This is a genomic window from Methylobacterium oryzihabitans (assembly GCF_004004555.2).
GTDB classification, from domain to species: Bacteria; Pseudomonadota; Alphaproteobacteria; order Rhizobiales; family Beijerinckiaceae; genus Methylobacterium; species Methylobacterium oryzihabitans.
In genome coordinates, this window is record NZ_SACP01000015.1 from 108,132 (window position 1) to 124,916 (window position 16,785).

Sequence of the window (16,785 nt, forward strand, 5' to 3'; positions counted from 1 at the left end):
GTGGGAGCCAAGGCCGCTGGCGACACTGCGTGTCGCGCACCGCCACCGGCGCCTGAGAGACTGTTCGCGTCGCTATCCACAGTGTTGACCGCGCGAAGCACCCTTTCCCGGACGACTAGAGCGTCAGCGGAAGGAGATCCGGGATCCAGACGTCAGATGTGCCGCGGAGCGGCTCCGTGTGCCAGCACTGTCGATGGGCAATGACGCTTCGCGACTTCTTGTGCTGGATCCCGGGTCGCATTCCGCTGACGCTGCATACGCCCGGGAGAGGGGCGGTTGTTCTTTCGATCGGGAGTCAAACACTCTCCGAGGCCAAGCAGGAAGCAAGGGACACCGCTCTGAAGCGATGGCCCTGGCTGCGACAGGGCTCGACAGGCCACGAGCGAGGCCGCACAGTCCGGTGATGATCCCGCACCCGGTCCCGGCATGACCGTCCTCGATTCGCTGCTCGACGCGGCGCGCGCCGCCCAGGCCCGCGCCCACGCGCCCTATTCCCGGTTCCGGGTCGGCAGCGCGATCCTGGACGAGGCCGGGGCGGTCCATGCCGGCTGCAACGTCGAGAATGCCGCCTACCCGGTCGGCACCTGCGCCGAGGCCGGGGCGATCGCCGCGATGGTCGCGGCGGGCGGGCGCCGGATCGCCGCGATCCTGGTCCTCGGCGACGGCGACGCCCTGGTGACGCCCTGCGGCGCCTGCCGCCAGCGCATCCGCGAATTCGCCGCGCCGGACACGCCGGTCCACGTCGCCGGCCCCGGCGGACTGCGCCGCAGTTTCACCCTCGACGAACTGCTGCCGGCCTCGTTCGGCCCGGACAACCTCGCGTGAGCGCGCCCGACGATCCCCGCGTCGTCGCGGCGGCGGCCGTTCTGCGGGCGCGCGGCGTCGAAGGGCCTTTCGCCCTCGCGCTCGTCGCCGGCACCGGGCTCGGCGGCCTCGCCGAGGCGATCGAGGCGCCCCGCATCGTCCCCTACGGCGAAATCCCGCATTTTCCGGCGGCGGGCGTGTCGGGCCATGCCGGCCGCCTCGTCGCCGGGCACCTCGCCGGGCGGCCGGTGCTGCTGTTCCAGGGCCGCGCCCACGCCTACGAGCACGGCGACGCGGCGGCGATGCGGGTGCCGCTCGGGGTGGTGCGGGCGCTCGGCGCGCCGCCGCTGCTCCTCACCAACGCCGCCGGCTCGATGCTGCCGGCGGCGGGTCCCGGCAGCCTCGCGCTCATCACCGACCACATCAACCTGTCGGGCCTCAACCCGCTGATCGGCGAGCCGTCCGACGCCCGCTTCGTGCCGATGCGCGACGCCTACGACCCGGCCCTGCGCACCGCCCTGGCGGCGGCGGCCGGGCGAAGCGGCGTCGTCCTGCACGAGGGCGTCTATGCGTGGTTCTCGGGGCCGAGCTTCGAGACCCCGGCCGAGGTGCGGATGGCGCATCGGCTGGGCGCCGACCTCGTCGGCATGTCGACGGCGCCGGAGGTGATCCTGGCTCGCTTCCTCGGCCTGCGGGTCGCGGCCCTGTCCCTCGTCACCAACCACGCCGAGGGGTTTTCCGACGGCACCCCGAGCCACGGCGAGACGCAGCGCGTCGCCGCCCTGGCGGCGCAGGACGTCGCCCGCCTCCTCGCCGCCCTCCTGGCCGATCCCGGCTTCGCCCCCAGCCCGTGATGTCCCCCGCCTCCCTCGCCGCGGCCGCCCGCCGGGCCCTGCCGCTCCGCGCCCCCGCCGGCCGGGCGATGGGGCCGGACCGGGCCGCGCCCGCCACCGTCCGCCTCGGCGCGAGCAGCCTGCACGCCGCCCTGCTGGCGGCCCTCGACACCGGAGACCCCGCATGATGCCGCTGCCGCAGGAGACGATCCGGGCCAAGCGCGACGGCGCCGAGCTGGCGCCCGAGACGATCGCCGACTTCATCGCCGGCCTCACCGACGGGCGGGTCACCGAGGGGCAGGTGGCGGCCTTCGCGATGGCGGTGTTCTTCCGCGGCCTGTCGCTGCCCGAGCGGGTGGCGCTGACCCGGGCGATGGCGGAATCCGGCGCGATGCTCGCGTGGGACCTGCCCGGCCCGGTGCTCGACAAGCACTCGACCGGTGGCATCGGCGACACCGTGAGCCTGCCGCTCGCCCCCCTGGTGGCTGCCTGCGGCGGCTACGTGCCGATGATCTCCGGCCGCGGCCTCGGCCATACCGGCGGCACCTTCGACAAGCTCGACAGCATTCCGGGCTACCGCACCACGCCGGGCCTCGACGAGTTCCGGGCCGTCACCCGATCGGTCGGTTGCGCCATCATCGGGCAGACCGCCGACCTCGCCCCGGCCGACCGCCGCCTCTACGCGATCCGGGACGTGACCGGCACGGTCGAATCCCTCGACCTGCTCACCTCGTCGATCCTGTCGAAGAAGCTCGCCGCCGGGCTCGGCGGCCTCGTGATGGACGTCAAGTGCGGTTCGGGCGCGTTCATGACGCAGCGCGAGGGCGCCCGGGCGCTCGCCGACAGCCTCGTCACGGTGGCGAACGGCGCCGGGTTGCCGACCCGGGCGCTGCTCACCGACATGGACCAGCCGCTCGCCTCGGCCGCCGGCAACGCCGTCGAGGTGGTCTACGCCATCGACTACCTCACGGGCGCCCGGCGCGAGCCGCGCTTCCACGCCGTCACGACGGCGCTGGCCGCCGAGATGCTGGTGCTCGGCAGGCTGAGCCCCGACGCGACCGACGCCGCCGCGCGGGTCGAGGACGCCCTCGCCTCCGGCCGGGCGGCCGAGATTTTTTCACGGATGGTCGCCGCCCTCGGTGGCCCCTCCGACCTGATCGAGGCGCCGGAACGCCACCTCGCGGCCGCACCGGTGGTCTGCGACGTGCCGGCGCCGCGCTCCGGCACCGTTGCGGGAATCGCGACGCGCGACCTCGGTCTGGCGGTGATCGGCCTCGGCGGCGGCCGCACCCGGCCGCAGGACGGCATCGACCACGCGGTCGGGCTCACCGGCCTCGCGTCCCTCGGCGCCGCGGTCGGGCCCGGCGCGCCCCTCGCCCGGGTCCATGCCCGCGAGGAGGCAGCGGCGCAGGCGGCGGTCGCGGCGGTGCAGGCGGCCTACCGGATCGGCGACGCGGCGGTGGCACCCTCGCCGGAGGTGCTGGAGCGGGTCGGGTAGCGCGCCGTGATCCGCACGCCCCGCCTGCACCTGCGCCCCTGGCGCGAGGACGACAAGCCGGCGGCCGCCGCGCTCCTCAACACGCCCGCCGCGACGGTGCATCTCGACGGGGTGAAGGATCGGCAGACCTTCGAGGCGATGATCGACGCCCACAGGGCGATGCAGGCCCGGCACGGGCTGTCGTTCTGGGCGGTCGAGAGCCTGGAGGACCGGGCTCTGGCCGGCCTGTGCGGCCTGCGCCTCGGCGGCCATCCCGGCACCGGGGTCGCGGACGAACTGGAGATCGGCTGGCGCTTCGGCGAGGCTTTCTGGGGCCGCGGCCTCGCCCGCGAGGCGGCCGCGGCCTGCCTGCGCTGGGGATGGGCGAACACCACGCGCCCGCGCATCAGCGCCTGGACGGTGCCGGCCAATCGCGCGTCGTGGGGGCTGATGGTCCGCCTCGGCATGGTGCGCCGGCCGGACCTCGATTTCGACCACCCGCGGTTTCCGGACGGGCACCCGTTGCGGCGGCATGTCGTTTATGTGGCGGAGCGCCCGGTGGATCCGGTGGTTCCAGCCCGACCGGCTTGATCGTGCGGAAGACCACGGGCGGGGGCCGCCAGCGCGCCGTTTACGCCTAATCTCTCGACGAGTCCGCGACGGTCGCCACGCCTTCGCTCGCCCCCTCCCGACCGGCGGACGACACGAGCCACGCCGCCATGCGCGCGGCTGTTCCATCATGGAGGTCGTGCCAGCGCGCGACCTGCGACTTGGTGCAGGCGAACGCCTCGTTCTCTCCCGCCAGCCTGACCAGGCGTCGCTGGCGCAGGGCGTCGGCGACGAGGAGGGAGCGCGCCAGGGCCACGCCGTTGCCGTCCATCGCCGCCTGGAGCGAACTGCCGATGTCGCGAAAGCGCATGGCTTCCCGCCCGGGCGCCCGCCACGTCGCCCAGGACCATTCCCGCCCGGTCTCCTCGCCGCGACGCCCCTTCGCGAGCAGCGGCAGCGTCCGCCAGTCCGACCCCGGGCGCATCGTCCGCAACAGCGTCGGCGAGGCGACCGGAAAGACGTGTTCGACCGGGAACGTCACCTCGCCCGCGCCGGCGGTGCCGCTCTCCTGCGGCAGCCAGAGGAGCGACAGGTCGACCTCCGACCGTGCGGCCTCGGCCGTCGTGTCCCAGGTGACGACGTCGATCACCAGATCCGGAAAGGCTTCGCACAGGGCGGGAAGGCGCGGCGAGAGCCACCACGCCAGCAGCGACGTGCCGAGACCGAGCCGGAAGCCGCGCGGCTCCGGCGAGGCGGCGATCCGCCGGCGCATCCCAGCCAGCGTGCCGAGCAGCGGAGCGAGCTCGCGGGCGAGCCGCGTGCCGGCTTCGGTCGCGCGCAGGCCGGGGTTCAGCCGTTCGAGCAGGGCGGCGCCGAAGAACTCCTCCAGCGCCCGGATCCGGTGGCTGACGGCACTCTGCGTCAGGCCGAGTTCGTCGCCCGCCAGCGTCATGCTGCCGTGCCGCAGCGTCGCGTCGAAGGCCAGCAGGCCGGCGAAGGGTGGCATCCGGGACGGGGTGAGGGCCATGCCGCATGAAATCCCGTCATGCGCCGCGGAGCAATGCTCATTTGCCGCGAGCCCGGCCGGCGGCCCATGGCTGTGGCATGCAGCACCTCCCCGAGCCCGATCCCTGGAACGCCCGCGGCCGCCTGATCGCGGCGACCCTCGGCCTCGGCGGGTTCCTGGCGAATTTCGACGTGACGTCGGTCGTGGTGATCCTGCCGGCGATCGGGACGGATCTCGGCCTCCGGGTCGACCGGCTGGCCTGGATCGTCGACGCCTACAGCCTCGCCTTCACCGCGACCCTGCTCGTGGCCGGGGCCCTGGCCGATCGCTTCGGCCGCAGGCGGATGCTGCTCATCGGGAATCTCGGCTTCCTCGCGGCGTCTCTCGCCTGCGGCTTCGCGCCGTCCGGCGCCCTCTTCCTGGCGGCCCGCGCGGCGCAGGGGTGCGGCGCGGCCTTCCTGGTGACCGGAACCTTCGCGTCGATCGCGGCGGCGTTCCCCGCGCGCGGAGCGCGGGCCCGGGCCTTCGGCGTCGTCGGCGTCGTGTCGGGAGTGGCCATGGCTCTGGGGCCGAGCCTGGGAGGGATCATCGGCTCGGGGTTGGGATGGCGGTGGATCTTCCTCGTCAACCTCCCGTTCTGCCTCGCGATCGCTGCTGCGGTCCCGCGCCTCGTGACGGACGCCCCCGCCGACACCCGCAGGCCGCTGGACTGGCCCGGTGTCCTCCTCCTGACGCTCGCGCTCGGGCTGGTGATCGAGGCGATCCTGGACCTGCGCCGTTCCCCCGTCCACACCGTGATCGGCGTCGCGGCGGGGGCCGGGCTGGTCGGATGGTTCGTCGCCCGGCAAAGGCGGCGCCCGCACCCGCTGCTCGATCCGACGGTCTTCGCGAGCCGGCCGATGGCCGGACTCGCGGCCCTGCTGCTCGCCGTCTCGGTCGGCTACTGGGCGGTGCTCGTCTACCTTCCGCTGTTCCTGAGCGAGGGGTTCGGCTGGACACCCGAGGCGACCGGGATGGGCCTGCTGGCCGCGACGGTCCCGATGCTCGTCATTCCGCCGTTCGGCGGGACTCTCGCCGTCCGGCTCGGGTTGCGCGGGCTGTTCGCGACCGCGCTCACCCTGCTGGCGCTCGGCGCAGGCGCCCTCGTCCTGGCCGCGCTCGTGCAAACCGGGGCGTTGGCGCTCGCCTGGGCCTTCGCCGGCATGGCGCTGCTCGGCATCGGCGCCGCGCTGTCGCATCCGCAGCTCTCCGGCGCCGTTCTGGCCCTCGCGCCGCCCGAAGCCGGCGGCATGGCGTCGGCCGTCACCGTCATCGCGCGGCAGGCCGGCTTCGCCCTCGGTGTCGCCGGGCTCGGGGCACTCATGCCGTCCGCACCCGATGCCGTCGGCTTCGCGTGGCCCTTCGGCGTCGCCGCGGGGATCTCGACCTGCGGTCTCCTTGCCTGCCGCCTCCTTCCGCCGTCGTCGAGCGAGGCCGCAGGCGCGTGACGTGGGGTCTCGACCAACCGGGGGGTTGAGCGGAGCCCTACCCGACGCTGATCCGCCCCTCGCGCCCGATCAGCCGCCCGAGGCCGCGCAGGCGGTTCGACAGCCGGTCGCTCGCCAGCGCCCGCAACTCCTCGGGCAGGTGCAGCACCACCGCCCCGTCGCTGACCGTGAGCGGCGTGCGCGGCAGGACGCCTTCCATCGCCACCGAGACCGGGAAGGCGACGCGCAGCAGGGCGCCGAGGAGGCGGGCCTGCTCGAACAGGCGCGGGCCGGCGAGCTGGCGCAGGGTCGGGCTCGCCTTCTCGGGGGCGACGCCCTCGTGGCGGAAGAACACCGCCACCGCGAGATAGGCCCGGCCGGGATGGTCGAGCCCGACGAAGTTGCCGTGGGCGATCAGGTTGAGGCTCTGCTCGCCGCGGTAATCCGGGTGGGTGCGCCAGCCGATGTCGGCGAGCAGGCAGGCGGCGTGGCGCAGCCGGCGCTCGTCGGCGGTCTCGGGCGTGTCGAGGCTGGCGAAGAAGGCGTCGGTCCAGCCCTGCAGGTCGGTGCCGTGCCCGGGGCAGCGCGCGCGCAGGCGGTTCAGCTCGGCGGCGGCGCAGAGCAGCGGATCCTCGGCCCGGGCGGCGGGGTCGATCTGCTCGAACAGAAGGCCCTCGCGCACCCCGGCGGCCGAGACCGCGATCTCGCGGGGCCGGCCGGAGCGGATGATCTCCTCCAGCACCACCGCCCCGTAGGCGAGGAGCGGCCGGCGGGCCTCCGACACACTCTCCACTGCCGCGAGGGTCGTGGGGTCGGAGCGCTCGACCACGTCGAGGAAGCCGAGTTCGTCGGCCGGCTCGATCGTGTAGCCGTGCATGACGTGGAGCGGGTAGTGGCGCGCCGCCTGATGCAGGCGGGCGAGCGCCCGCCAGGTGCCGCCGACGGCGTAGAAGGTGCGCCCGCGCAGGGTCTCGAGCTGCGGCGCGGCCTTGCGCAGGGTGTCGGCGGCGATCTTGCGCGCCTTCTTGAGCGAGCCGCCGCTGAGATCCTGGAGCGCGAGGCCGCCGAGCGGCATCGTCACCCCCTGGCCGATCGCGGTGCCGCGCACGTCGACGAGTTCGAGGCTGCCGCCGCCGAGGTCCCCGACCACGCCGTCGGGCGCGTAGAAGCTCGACACGACGCCGAGGGCCGACAATTCGGCCTCGCGCCGGCCCGACAGCAGCCCGATCGGCTCGCCGCAGGCCGCCTGCGCCGCCTCGATGAAGGCCGGGCCGTTCTCGGCGTCGCGGGCGGCGGCGGTGGCGAGCACGTGGACCTGCCCGACCCGCATGGTGCGGCACAGCTCGCGGAACCGCGCCAGGGCCTGGAGCGCCCGGCGCACCCCGTCCTCGGGCAGGCGGCCGGTGCTGAGCACGTTGCGGCCGAGCCCGCACATCACCTTCTCGTTGTAGAGCTGGGTCGGGGCGCGGCCGAGGCCGGCATAGGCGACGAGCCGCACCGAATTCGAGCCGATGTCGACGATCGCGACCGGCTGGCCCGGCTCGATCCGGGCCGGACGGTCGGGTGAGGGAGCGGCGGGGTGGGCAGCGGAATCGAGGCTCATCCGGTTCCTCGTGGGGCCGCCGGGCCGCGGCCCCGCGCTCCGGTCAGGCGCGCTGGGCGCGCCGGCTCAGGGCGCGCGGGCTCGATTTCTTCGATGCCTTTCCGCGCCCCGAGAGGCTCGGATTGGTCATGAAATACTTGTGCGCGTTGAACGGCTCCTCGCCCTCGCCGGGCTGGATCCGCTCGCTCGCACCCGAGGCCAGTACACGCCAGCTCTGCTGGTTGTCGAGGAGATTCGCCAGCATGATCTGGTCGAGCACCTGCTGGTGCACGGTCGGATTCAGGATCGGCAGCATCGCCTCGACCCGGCGGTCGAGGTTGCGGCTCATCAGGTCGGCCGAGGAGATGTAGACCCGCGCCTTCGGGTGCGGCAGCCCGACGCCGTTGCCGAAGGCGTAGACCCGGCCGTGCTCCAGGAAGCGGCCGACGATCGACTTGACCCGGATGTTCTCCGACAGGCCGGGCACCCCGGGCCGCAGGCAGCAGATGCCGCGCACGACGCAGTCGATCTGCACGCCGGCCTGGCTGGCGTCGTAGAGCGCGTCGATGATCTGGGTGTCGACGAGCGAGTTGCACTTGATCCAGATCGCCGCCGGGCGCCCGGCCCTGGCGTGGGCGACCTCCTCGTCGATGTGTTCGAGCAGCCGCGGCTTGAGCGTCAGCGGCGACACCGCCATCCGCTCCAGCTCCGCCGGCTCCGCGTAGCCGGTGATGAAGTTGAAGATCCGCGACACGTCCCGGCCGATCGTCGCGTCGGCGGTGAAGAACGACAGGTCGGTGTAGATCCGGGCGGTGATCGGGTGGTAGTTGCCGGTGCCGACGTGGCAGTAGCTGACGAGCTTCTCGCCCTCGCGCCGCACCACCATCGACAGCTTGGCGTGGGTCTTCAGCTCGATGAAGCCGAACACGACCTGGGCGCCGGCCTTCTCGAGGTTGCGGGCCCAGCGGATGTTGGCCTCCTCGTCGAACCGCGCCTTCAGCTCGACCAGCGCGGTGACCGACTTGCCGGCCTCCGCCGCCTCGGCGAGGGCCGCGACGATCGGCGAGTTCGAGGACGTGCGGTAGAGCGTCTGCTTGATCGCCACGACGTTGGGGTCGCGGGCGGCCTGGGCGAGGAACTGCACCACCGCGTCGAACGACTCGTAGGGGTGGTGGACGACGATGTCCTTCTGGCGGATCGCCGCGAAGCAGTCGCCGCCGCTCTCGCGGATGCGCTCGGGAAAGCGCGGGTTGTAGGGCTTGAACTTCAGGTCCGGCCGGTCGATGCCGACGATCTGCGACAGCTCGTTGAGGGCGAGCATGCCCTCGACCAGGAACACCGCGTCGCCCGGGATCTCGAGCTCGTCGGCGACGAAGCTGCGCAGGTCCTCGGGCATCCCGGCATCGACCTCGAGGCGGATGACGATGCCGCGCCGGCGCTGCTTGAGCGCCGTCTCGAAGTGGCGCACCAGATCCTCGGCCTCCTCCTCGATCTCGAGGTCGGAATCGCGCACCACCCGGAACCCGCCCTGGCCCTTGACGAGGTAGCCCGGGAAGAGCCGGCTGGTGAACAGCACGATCACCTGCTCGATGGCGATGAACCGGGCGGTGCCCGACGTGCCGGAATCCGGCAGGCGCACGAAGCGGTCGATCACCGAGGGCAGGCGGATCAGCGCCCGCAGCACCCGGGCGTCCCGCGGCCGCACCAGCATCAGGGCGATGGTCGAGCCGAGGTTCGGGATGAACGGGAACGGGTGCGCCGGGTCGATGGCGAGCGGCGTCAGCACCGGGAAGATGTGCTGGAGGAAGTACTCTTCCAGCCACGCGGCCTCCGGCGCGGTCAGCCCCTGCGCCTCCACGAGGTCGATGCCCTCGCCGTGCAGGTCGGCGCGCAGCTCGCGCCAGCGCCGCTGCTGGTCGCGGGCGAGTTCCGACACCTCGGCGCCGATGCGGGCGAGCTGCTCGCCCGGGGTCAAGCCGTCCTGCGACGGGGCGTCCATGCCGGCGCGGACCTGATCGTGCAGGCCGGCGACCCGCACCATGAAGAACTCGTCGAGGTTGTTGGCCGAGATCGACAGGAAGCGAAGCTGTTCGAGCAGGGGGTGGCCGGTATTCGAGGCCTCCTCCAGCACCCGGCGGTTGAACTGGAGCCACGACAATTCGCGGTTGACGAAGCGGGCCGGCTCCTTGCGCAGGGCATGGCCGGCGGCGACCGCCTCCCTCTCCGCAGCCTTGCGCGCAGCCTCCTCGGCGCCGGCGACCGGCGTCGCGTCCGGCTCGGCCTCGATCGCCGTGGTCCGGCTCGTCCGGGCGATGGCTGCGGGTTCCGACACGATGGGCGTCCTCCTCGGTCGATGTCGTGGGTTGGATTCGCGCGCTCGCGCGTCCGGTGACAGGTCAGTGCGACAATTGCATGAAACCGCCGGCCCCGGGTCAGGGTTCGCCGGCCTCGTCCGGGTCCTCGGCCGCCGCGCCGTCGAGGGCGGCGAGCGTCGCGAGGGCCAGCGGGCGGGTGATGCGCCGGCCGCGGCTGAGGCCCTCGCGGTCGAGGGCGGCCACGACGTCGCGGGCGCGCCCGAGGGAGCGGTCGATGCGCAGCGCCAGCGCCTCGACCACGCTGATGTCGACCACGAGCTGGCGGTCGACGAACAGCTTCACCAGCACCATCCGCAGCAGCGTCTCGTCCGGCGGCGCGATGGCGATGCCGGGGGCGAGCCGCAGGCGCGAGCGCAGGTCGGCGACCGCCAGCCCCCAGGCCTCGACGGCGCCGGTGCCGGTCACGACCACGCCGGTCCCGCGCTCGCGGGCGAGGTTGAGCAGGTGGAACAGCGCAGCCTCGTCGCGGCCCTCGGGCCGGTCGGCATCCTCGATCACGAGGTTGCCGTTGGAGACGAGGTGCGGCACCGCCTCCCGGGTCACCTCGGCGGCCGGCACGGTCCAGGCATGAGCCTGCGTCGCCCAGATCGAGGCGAGATGGCTCTTGCCGCTGCCCGACGGACCGGTGAGGACAAGCACGCGGTCGGGCCAGTCGGGCCAGGATTCGATCCGGGCGTAGGCGGCCTCGTTGGTCGGGCTGACGAGGAAGTCCTCGCGGCCGTAGCGGGGATCGAGCGGCAGGTCGAAGGCGAGCTGGCGGGGAAGCGGATCTGGCATCGGGGGCGGCGTCGCTCGTCTCTCGTCAGGGCAGGCGGGCCGGCACGGCGGGCGGCGCCTCCTCGGGCAGCAGCGGCGCCTCGTCGTGGTAGAGCCTGCTGGCGAGATAGCGCCGGACCCCGAACCGGGCGATGACCCCGATCGCCGCCGCGATCGGCACCGCCAGCAGCAGGCCGAGGAAGCCGAACAGCGAGCCGAAGGCGAGCAGCGCGAACATCAGCCAGACCGGATGCAGCCGCACCGCGTCGCCGACGAGCTTGGGCTGGAGCACGTTGCCTTCGAGGAACTGGCCGATCAGGAACACCGCCACCGTAAGGGTGATCGGCAGGCCGTTGGGCCAGAACTGCACCAGGGCGACGCCGGTCGAGAGCAGGAACCCGGTGAGCGAGCCGACATACGGGATGAAGGTGAGGAAGCCGGCGAGCAGGCCGATCAGCACGCCGAAATTCAGCCCGACCGCCCACAGTCCGGCGGCGTAGAACGTGCCGAGGATGAGGCAGACGAGGCTCTGGCCGCGGATGAAGCTCGTGATCGCGCCGTCGATCTCGCGGGCGAGCTGGCGCACGGTGAGGCGGTGGCGCGGCGGCACCCAGCGGTCGAGGGTCGCGATCATCCGGTCCCAGTCGACCAGGAGATAGAACGCCACCACCGGCGTCACCACGAGGAGCGACACGAGGCCGACGATCGCCTGACTGCCGGTCCACAGCGAGCGCAGGAAGGCCAGCACCCAGGCGACCCCCTGCCCCATCAGGTTGCCGACCGAGGATTGCAGCTCCTGCACCGCCTGGCTGCCCCCGGCGCGCTCGATCAGCGGCCCGGCATGCTCGGCGATGATCGATTGCAGCTTGGCGATCGTCGCCGGCATCGTGGCGACGAGCGCCGCGAGCTGGTTGGCCGCCAGCGGCACCGCGACGACGAGCACCACGACGAGGAGCAGCAGGAACACCGCCAGGATGACGAAGGTCGCGGCGAGCCGCCCGATCCCGAGCCGTTCCAGCCGGTCGGCGATCGGGTCGAGCACGTAGGCCAAGGCCGCGCCGGCCACGAAGGGCAGCAGCACGTCGCGCAGGAGGTAGAGCAGCAGCGCCAGGATCGCGAAGGCGGACAGGGCGATCACCACCCGGCGCTGGATCGGCATCGGCTCTCTCCTGCCCTGGTCGTTCCCGGCAGATAGGGAGCGGGGCGTCGTACGGTCAAGGCGGCGGGGGTGTGGATCCAGGGCCATCGCTTCAGCGATTGTCCTGTGGTCGCCCGCAGGGCGACGCTTGATGGCGGGCGCGGTGCGCTTTGCGCCCGAAGAGCGCCCCGCGGAGCGGGTTCGAGGGGACGAATGTCCGCTCGAACACAGAGCTGAGCGAAAGCCGAGGCTGCGGGCGACACTGCGTGTCGCGCACTGCCGCCGGCGCCTGAGGCCAAGCGGGAAACCAGGGCAATCGCTCTGAAGCGATTGCCCTGGGTGTGGATCCGGTGCGCCGGACCACGAAGGCGTGCGCCGGTCCCGGCCGGGCACGGGGGACCGGCGGCGAGAGACCGAGCGCCCTACGCCTCCTCCCCGCCGACCAGCGACCATTCCTTGACCCGGGCGAGGTGGTCGTAGGCCGAGTAGGCCTTGGCGTATTTCGGGTAGGGCCGCGACAGGTAGGCGGCCTCGCCGGCGAGGAAGCGCTCGATCAGGAGCTTCAGCCGCCCGGCATGCTCGTCAACGAGGTCGGCGACGCTGCGCTCCTCGCCCCGCGGCGGCTTGACCGGCAGCACGTCGAGGGGCGAGCGCCCGCCCCCGGCCCGGACGTAGACGAGGTCGGGGACCGCGGGCGCCGGGGCGAGATCCCGGAAGGCGCCGTCGCGCAGCATCGCCGCCTCCAGGGTGAGCTGGGGCGAGAACCCGGCGAAGATCTCCCGAGCGCTCGGCGGCGTACCGGTCTTGAAGTCGATGACGGTGCGGCCGCCGTCGCGGCGGGCCTCGATCCGGTCGGCCCGGGCGGTGAGGGTGAAGGTCTCGCCTCCCGCCAGTGCCATCGGCCAGCGCCCGCCGATCTCGGCATGGACCCGGGCGAGGGCTGGCCGACGCTCGGCCTCCCAGACCAGGAAGGCGGCGGCGAGCCGCTCGAAGCGCGGCCACCACTCGGCGTAGAGTTCGGGATAGGCGTCGGCGATCCGCGCGAAGGCGTTGATCGCGAGGTCGTAGAGCGGCTCGTGCGGGTCGGCCGGCAGGGTCTCGGGGTATTTCTGCGCGAAGCCGCCGAGCACGTCGTGGACGATCGTGCCGCGGTCGCTGGCGCTCGGCTGCACCGCCACCGGTTCGAGGGGGTCGAGGCCGAGAACGTGGCGCGCGAAGATGCCGTAGGGGTCGCGCACGAGAGTTTCGATCTCGGTGACGCTGAGCCGGCGCGGAAAAAGCGCGGGGTCGGGCCGCGGCGCCGGCCGGGCGAGGCGCGGCGGCGCCGGGGCGTCGCCGCGGTCGAGGGCGGCGGCGCAGGCGCGCAGGCGGTCGCCGTCCCTCGTCATCCCGGCCCAGACCGCCTCGCCCGCGAAGGCGCGCAGGCGCTGGAGGAAGCGCGACGGCACCATCGGCGAGCCCTCGCGCTTGTGGGCCCGGGTGACGACCGCGTCGTGGCAGCCGAGCGCCTGAACGAAGTCGTGGGCGGTCTGGCCGAGGCGCCGCTCCGGCGGCGGCAGGCCGACGCGGGTGCGCATCGGCCGGTTGAGGAAGGCGTCGGTCTCGGCCTTGGGCGGCCAGACGCCCTCGTCGAGGCCGCCGAGCACCACCCGGTCGACCCGCAGCAGCCGGGCCTCGAGCAGGCCGAGAATGCGCAGGCGCGGATGCGGCGACGGGCCGGTCCGGCCGCTCACCACCCGGTCGCGGGCGAGCGCGGTGAAGAACGGTGGGTAATCCGAGAACCGCCCCGGAACCGGGCCGGGCTCGGCCAGGGCGAGGTCGTCGAACAGCGCGTCGAGGGTCGCGGCGGACGGGTCGTCGACGTCGCCCGGCCCGTCCATCAGCCGGTCGCAGGTCTCGCGGTGATCCTGGGCGAGACCGACGAGGTCGTGCGCCGGGTCGCCGGCCGCTTGCCCGAACCCGTCGAACGCCACGGCGAGGCGCCGGAGCAGGTCGTCGGCGGCGTCCCAGTCCTCCGGGGTCAGCCGCTGCTTCGGCCGCGGCGCCCGGCGCTCGCCGCCGTCGCGGTTGGCGCGCAGGGCCTCGGCGAGACCGTCGAAGCCGCGGGCCGGCGCGGGCCCGCGCAGGACGCCGATCTCCAGCACGGCGGCGGCACGCACCACCTCGGCCCGGCTCAGGCCGAGCGTCACCAGCGGATGCGCGAGCAGCGCCAGCACCCGCGTCGGTTCGGCGTCGAGGGCGGCGACGTCGGCGGCGAGGCGGGCGAGGCGCCCGGCCCGGGACAGGGCGAGGGATTCGCCGCCGGAATCGTCGGCGACGATGCCCCAGCGCTTCAGCTCGGCGGCGACCCGGCGGGCGAGATTGCGGTCGGGCGTCACCAGGGCGGCGGTGGCGCCGGGCCGCTCCAGCGTCTCGCGCAGGGCGATGGCGGCGCACAGCGCCTCCTCGCGCTCGTCGGCCGCCTCGACCACCGCGAGCCCGGCGCAGCCGCCGCGGGACAGGGCCGCGCGGCGGCCCGGATCGAGGTCGGCCCAGGCGTCGGTGGTCTCGGCCGGGCGCAGCACCTCGGACAGCAGGGCGGCGCGCGCCTCCGCCGCCGGCTCCGGCCGGCCCAGCGCCCGCACCGCCTCGCGCCCGAGCGCGAGATGGTCGGCGGCGAGCAACCGGTGCAGGATCGCCTGCGGGTGGGCGTGGGCGACGTGCTCGCCGTCGCCGCCGGGGTCGATCGCCCGCCAGCCGTCCGGATCGAGGCCGAGATCGAGGCCCGGCAACACCACGGCGCCGCGGTCGAGGCTCGCCACGGCGGCGATCAGCGCCGCGGTCGCCGGGATCGAGCCGGTGGAGCCGGCGACGATCACCGGGTCCGCCGGCCGGTCGCGGCGCAGGCGCGCCGCCTCGGCGAGCATCAGCTCGCGCCCCCGGGCGACCGGATCGCTCAGGCCGCGCTCGGCCAGGATCGCCGGCCACGCCTCGGCGGCGATGCGCACGAAGTCGAGGGTGAGCGAGAAGTAGCGCGAGAACTCGGCCTCGACCGCGCCGGCGATGTCGTCCCAGGGCATGCCCTCGACGGCGAGCGAATCCATCAGCCCTTCGAGATCGGCCGCGAGGGCGACGGCGTCGGCCGGCGAGGACGGCACCCGGAACGGCACCTCGTCGCCGAGGGGCAGCAACTGGCGGTCGACGGTCTCGGCCCAGGCCTGGACGAGGCGGGCGAGGATCAGCCGGCGCTCCAGCCCGGCCATCGGCGGGTGCAGCGCCGCCTCGGGGCGCGCGCCCGGCGGGGCGGCGGCGAGGTCGATCTCGGCCTCGTCGGCCTCGCCGAGAGGGACCATGCGCGGCAGCAGGGCCGCCGGGCCGCAACGCTGCCCGAGGGTCGCGGCGAGGGCGCGGGCCGCCCGGCGGGTCGGCAGGTAGACCGTCACGGCGGCGAGCCCGAACGGGTCGCGCCCGACCTCGCCGACGAGGCTGCCGTCGAGGAGCGCGTCCGCGAGGGTGTCGAGGAAGGACAGGCCCGGCGCGATGGTGAAGACGCGGTGTTCGGTCATCGCCGGTCTCCGTCGTCCGGCAGCGCGCGCAGGAGGTAGCGCACGACCTTGCCGCCCGGCGCCACGGACGCCGCTCCGACCTCGCGGAAGCCGAGGCCCGCGTGGAAGGCCGCCGAGACGGGATTGGGCGGATCGCTGTTCACCTCGCAGACGACGCGTCCGTGGCCGGCCGCCCCCGCCGCGGCGAACAGGTCGCGGTACAGAGCGCGGGCGAGGCCGAGGCCGCGGCAGGCCGGCGCCGTGACGACCCGGTCGACGTAGACGAAGCGCGGGTAGCGCTCGCGGAACCACAGGAAGTTCGGCGAGGCGTAGTCCGCGTCCTGGTCGAGGGCGATCAGGAACGCCTCGCCGCCGCCGATCCCGGTCGCCCGGAAGGCGCCGCGGTGGAGCGCTTGAAGGCGGGCCTCGTCGAGGAGCGAGGTCTCGACCGCGTGGGCGTTGTTGAGCGCCAGCACCCGGCCGAGATCGCCGGAGATCAGCGGGACGACGCGCGGCGGCCCGCTCACGGCTGGGTCGCGCTGCTGCGCATCCGCTCCTCGGCCTCGCGGAGGGCCTCGGGCGTGCCGACATGCAGCCATTGCCCGTCGAGGCGCAGGCCGTGCAGGCGGCCGGCCTTGGCGGCGCGGTCGAACAGCAGGTTGAGCGAGAACGGCCCCTCGGGCGTGTCGGCGAACAGCTCGGGCTTCACCACCGCGACGCCGGCATAGACGAAGGCCGCGACCTCGCTCTCGGCCCGGCGGGTGAGCCGGCCGTCGCCGTCCATGTGGAAGTCGCCGCGGCCGTCGTAGCCGAGGCTGGTCGCCGCCGAGGCGCACAGCAGCAGCATGTCCATCCGTGCCGGGTCGAAGCCCGCGACGAGGCGGGGCAGGTTCGGCTGCGGCCCTTCGAGCCAGAACGAATCGGAATTGAGGACCAGGAACGGCGCCTTGCCGAGGAGCGGCAGCGCCTTGCGGGCGCCGCCGCCGGTCTCCAGCAGCCGCTCGCGCTCGTCCGAGATCGTGATGACCGGGGCCCGGCGGCGGCGGACGAGATGCGCCTCCATGAGGTCGGCGAGATAGTGGACGTTGACCACCACGCTGGCGATGCCGGCCTCGGCGAGACGGTCGAGGGCGTGGTCGACCAGCGCCCGTCCCCCCACCTCGACGAGGGGCTTGGGCACCGTGGCGGTGATCGGGCGCATGCGCTTGCCGAGCCCCGCCGCGAGGACGAAGGCACGGGTGATGGCGGCGGGCTCGGGATCGCTCATCGGGGTCC

General features: G+C 74.0%; 14 protein-coding genes. 6 read left to right on the forward strand and 8 right to left on the reverse strand.

Going from position 1 to position 16,785, the window contains the following annotated elements:
• The first annotated feature begins 426 nt into the window (after positions 1 to 426).
• Genes cdd through EOE48_RS16350 form a run of 5 tightly spaced genes read left to right on the forward strand, consistent with a single transcriptional unit; the run spans position 427 to position 3,705 of the window.
• On the forward strand, positions 427 to 825 hold the full coding sequence (gene cdd, locus EOE48_RS16335; RefSeq protein ID WP_127730988.1) for a cytidine deaminase: 399 nt from the start codon (positions 427 to 429) through the stop codon (positions 823 to 825).
• On the forward strand, positions 822 to 1,658 hold the full coding sequence (locus EOE48_RS16340; protein WP_127730990.1) for a purine-nucleoside phosphorylase: 837 nt from the start codon (positions 822 to 824) through the stop codon (positions 1,656 to 1,658). The genes cdd and EOE48_RS16340 overlap by 4 nt, the downstream gene beginning before the upstream one ends.
• Positions 1,658 to 1,825, forward strand: coding sequence for a hypothetical protein (locus EOE48_RS29235; protein ID WP_187371437.1), 168 nt, complete (start codon positions 1,658 to 1,660; stop codon positions 1,823 to 1,825). The genes EOE48_RS16340 and EOE48_RS29235 overlap by 1 nt, the downstream gene beginning before the upstream one ends.
• On the forward strand, positions 1,825 to 3,135 hold the full coding sequence (gene deoA / locus EOE48_RS16345) for a thymidine phosphorylase (protein WP_127731101.1): 1,311 nt from the start codon (positions 1,825 to 1,827) through the stop codon (positions 3,133 to 3,135). The genes EOE48_RS29235 and deoA overlap by 1 nt, the downstream gene beginning before the upstream one ends.
• A 6-nt stretch (positions 3,136 to 3,141) precedes the next feature.
• On the forward strand, positions 3,142 to 3,705 hold the full coding sequence (locus EOE48_RS16350; RefSeq protein ID WP_127730992.1) for a GNAT family N-acetyltransferase: 564 nt from the start codon (positions 3,142 to 3,144) through the stop codon (positions 3,703 to 3,705).
• Positions 3,706 to 3,751: 46 nt separating this feature from the next.
• On the opposite strand, the gene EOE48_RS16355 is transcribed toward EOE48_RS16350, so the two are convergent.
• A complete protein-coding gene (locus EOE48_RS16355; protein WP_127730994.1) occupies positions 3,752 to 4,690 on the reverse strand; it encodes a LysR family transcriptional regulator in 939 nt (312 codons plus the stop codon).
• A 77-nt stretch (positions 4,691 to 4,767) separates the two neighbouring features.
• Here EOE48_RS16355 and EOE48_RS16360 point away from each other — a divergent pair, with 77 nt between their 5' ends.
• Positions 4,768 to 6,156, forward strand: a complete 1,389-nt coding sequence (locus EOE48_RS16360; RefSeq protein ID WP_127730996.1) for an MFS transporter — start codon at positions 4,768 to 4,770, stop codon at positions 6,154 to 6,156.
• A gap of 37 nt (positions 6,157 to 6,193) precedes the next feature.
• On the opposite strand, the gene ppx is transcribed toward EOE48_RS16360, so the two are convergent.
• The 7 genes from ppx to EOE48_RS16395 all read right to left on the reverse strand — a co-directional run bounded on the left by ppx (position 6,194) and on the right by EOE48_RS16395 (position 16,777).
• Positions 6,194 to 7,738, reverse strand: coding sequence for an exopolyphosphatase (gene ppx, locus EOE48_RS16365; protein ID WP_127730998.1), 1,545 nt, complete (start codon positions 7,736 to 7,738; stop codon positions 6,194 to 6,196).
• A gap of 43 nt (positions 7,739 to 7,781) precedes the next feature.
• On the reverse strand, positions 7,782 to 10,049 hold the full coding sequence (locus EOE48_RS16370; RefSeq protein ID WP_342791856.1) for an RNA degradosome polyphosphate kinase: 2,268 nt from the start codon (positions 10,047 to 10,049) through the stop codon (positions 7,782 to 7,784).
• A gap of 100 nt (positions 10,050 to 10,149) precedes the next feature.
• Positions 10,150 to 10,869 (reverse strand): P-loop NTPase family protein, encoded by a 720-nt coding sequence (locus EOE48_RS16375; protein WP_127731001.1) that lies wholly within the window; start codon positions 10,867 to 10,869, stop codon positions 10,150 to 10,152.
• A 25-nt stretch (positions 10,870 to 10,894) separates the two neighbouring features.
• Complete coding sequence (locus tag EOE48_RS16380; RefSeq protein ID WP_127731003.1) at positions 10,895 to 12,007, reverse strand: AI-2E family transporter; 1,113 nt, start codon at positions 12,005 to 12,007, stop codon at positions 10,895 to 10,897.
• 401 nt (positions 12,008 to 12,408) lie between these two features.
• On the reverse strand, positions 12,409 to 15,531 hold the full coding sequence (gene addB / locus EOE48_RS16385) for a double-strand break repair protein AddB (RefSeq protein ID WP_127731004.1): 3,123 nt from the start codon (positions 15,529 to 15,531) through the stop codon (positions 12,409 to 12,411).
• Positions 15,528 to 16,037 (reverse strand): GNAT family N-acetyltransferase, encoded by a 510-nt coding sequence (locus tag EOE48_RS16390; RefSeq protein ID WP_246154493.1) that lies wholly within the window; start codon positions 16,035 to 16,037, stop codon positions 15,528 to 15,530. Before EOE48_RS16390 ends, addB begins: the two co-directional genes overlap by 4 nt.
• Positions 16,034 to 16,777 carry a nucleotidyltransferase family protein gene (locus tag EOE48_RS16395; protein WP_127731008.1) on the reverse strand — a complete coding sequence of 248 codons (744 nt, stop codon included), beginning with the start codon at positions 16,775 to 16,777 and terminating at the stop codon, positions 16,034 to 16,036. The genes EOE48_RS16390 and EOE48_RS16395 overlap by 4 nt, the downstream gene beginning before the upstream one ends.
• Positions 16,778 to 16,785: the final 8 nt, after the last annotated feature.